Here is a 2,429-nt window from a genome sequence, read left to right as displayed (position 1 = left end):
TGCCTTTGCCGAAGGTGCATCCGGTCAGGTACTGGATGGCATCCACCCCGCACATATCCGTCTCCACCACGGCCACTATCTCCTCGTCCCCGGACCTGCCCATCTCCTGCAAGGCCCACTCTCCGGCCCGGATGCCTATGGCCAGTCCCGGGCACCAGTGGCCGTGAAAGGCTGTCACGCCTTCAATCTGCTGACTGGATAAGCTGCAGCTCATACTGGACTCCTGTGTTGTGTTTTATTCAAAATCATACTGCAGGGGCAGATCCATCTTCTCCCAGGTGCCCCTGGCCCGGTTTTCACCATCCCGGAAAAGAAGATAACTATCAGAGCCGTAATGCCCGATCCTGCGGACAGCATCCCGGGCTGCTTCTTCTGAACCAAACATAAAATACGCCCAGACTGTTTCCGGGTCTTGGCCTGGGTTCACAGCCATGAACAGGGCGTTTTCCGGGTCGTCCAGGGACTTCTGCTCAAAAAAGGACCTGCCCTGCTGCATGGAGGCCTTGCCTGCCTGCTCAAAATTCTCCCGGGCCAATTCTTTTTCAGGCATGCCCAGAAAAAGTACATCCCTGCCCAGCAGGTCCTTATCCCCTGCCTCGTCTTCACTAATGACGGATACGTCCTGGCGGTTCAGAGTCTGCAAAAGCATCCGGGCCGCTTCCAGCTCCTGTTCAGACATACCTTGTGCGGCTACGGCCTTCAGATCTCTGGAGCCACGTATCCTTTCCACGGTGGCGGGCATTTCTTCCGGGTGCAGGCGGCGAAACACGTCGGAGTAAGGGTCAACCATGAACTTTGAAGGCCTGGACCGGGCCTGGAACTCAAAGGTAGTTTCCCTGCCGTCCAGGTGCAGCTTATGCACGAGCCGGCGCGTGGGGGTCTCGATATGCACGGGCAAACGCAGGTCAAAAACCGGCTCTTCCTGCCTGATGGTCCCGCTGATGGTCCACCTGCCGGGCAACCCGGAGACATCCACGTCGTCCAGGGAAATAAAAGGGGCACCGGATCTTTGCACCCACTGCTCAAAAAAAGGCTTTAAGTCCTTGTCTGCCACCTCAGAGAAAACCCTTGCAAAATCACTCCACCCGGCGGATTCAAACATGTATTCCCGGACCATGCGCCTTAGTCCCTCCCAGAACTCCTGTTCCCCCACCTCTGAGCGCAGCATGTGAAAGACCATGGCCCCCTTGCCGTAGCCTATGGCCTGGCTTTCGCGGCTGTCGCGGCGCGTGAACTCTTCCAGGGGAAAGTCGTTGTCCTGGCTGACCAGGGAAGAAAAGCCACGCACGAGCCTTTCGCGGTACTGCTGGGCCTCTTCTTCGGATTCGCGCTCCAGAAGCAGGTAGTCGGCCACATATGTAGTCACGGCCTCGGACCAGTTGCCCTGGCTGTAATCCACCCGGACTCCGTTGCCCCACCAGGAATGGGCGATCTCGTGGGGCAGGCTGGTTTCCAGGATAAATGGCAGGCGGATCACCCGGCTGCCCAGCAGTGTCCATGAGGGCAGGCCGTATCCGGTGGGAAAGAAATTTTCCACCACTGCAAACTTTTCAAAGGGGTATGGTCCCAGAATGGCCTGAAAAAAATCCAGATGACTGCGGGCCGCCTGTAGATAGTCGCGAGCCAGATCCTGGCTTTCAGGGTAAAAATAGGTACTCACCGGGACATCACCGGAGTCGTCTGTTTTTACTTCATAAGGCCCGGCGGATACTGTCAGGCTGGGCAGGGGCACGTCCACCTGCCATTTTGACAGGCTGTAATCCTCCCCTGTGGTATGTTCCTTGAGCCTGCCGGCGGTTACGGCCAGGTATCCAGCAGAGGCCTGGACCTGCAAATCCCAGGTGGCCGGTCCCTGCCGGGGATCGGGATACCAGCCGCTTCCCCCGGACAGAAAGGTTCCCTCCTTAGTAATTGCTCCTGCTACCCCGTAAGTTGGGTCCTCGGTATGCATGGCAGGGCCGGGCGTCTCATCATCAAACTCGGCTTCGTAGTCGATCTGCAGGGTCGCCCTGGAACCTGCAGCCTCCCGGGGAAGCTCAACTTCAAGTACACTCCGGCTGAAACTGTGCTCCAGCTTTTGTCCGTTGAGGCGCACACTTGCCACCCGGGCCTGAGGACTCAGGTGCAGCCGCTGCTTTCTTTCAGCTTCAGGCAGACTCACCCGGGCCCTGCCTTCGAGTTTTTGCTCCTGCGGCACAAGAGTTATCTCCAGCTCATGGTGCACATGCCTGTCTGCACCCATGGCAGGCGAGCCGGCTAGAATCATTACGAAGCCCAGAAGGACGGCAGTGGTGGTTAATATTATTTTTTGCATAAAGGTCTTTTTAAGTTCAAATGGCCGGGATTGCAAGGCAGGAAGCTTCCTGGCCCAAGGCGCAGTTGACTGGCATATTTTTTTCACTTACTTTGCAGCCAGATGGTTTTAATCC

2 protein-coding genes are annotated in these 2,429 nt (G+C 57.1%); both read right to left on the bottom strand.

The window, feature by feature from the left end:
- The coding region (locus tag D5S03_RS01380) for a formylmethanofuran dehydrogenase subunit E family protein (protein WP_287042456.1) at positions 1 to 214 on the bottom strand (214 nt) is incomplete at its 3' end.
- A 21-nt stretch (positions 215 to 235) separates the two neighbouring features.
- Positions 236 to 2,314, bottom strand: coding sequence for a M1 family metallopeptidase (locus D5S03_RS01375; RefSeq protein ID WP_287042455.1), 2,079 nt, complete (start codon positions 2,312 to 2,314; stop codon positions 236 to 238).
- Positions 2,315 to 2,429 lie beyond the last annotated feature (115 nt).

Origin of the sequence: Desulfonatronospira sp. MSAO_Bac3, assembly GCF_003838035.1 — a bacterium.
In the GTDB taxonomy this organism is placed as follows: Bacteria; Desulfobacterota; Desulfovibrionia; order Desulfovibrionales; family Desulfonatronovibrionaceae; genus Desulfonatronospira; species Desulfonatronospira thiodismutans.
This window is presented reverse-complemented; position numbering and strand designations above follow the sequence as displayed.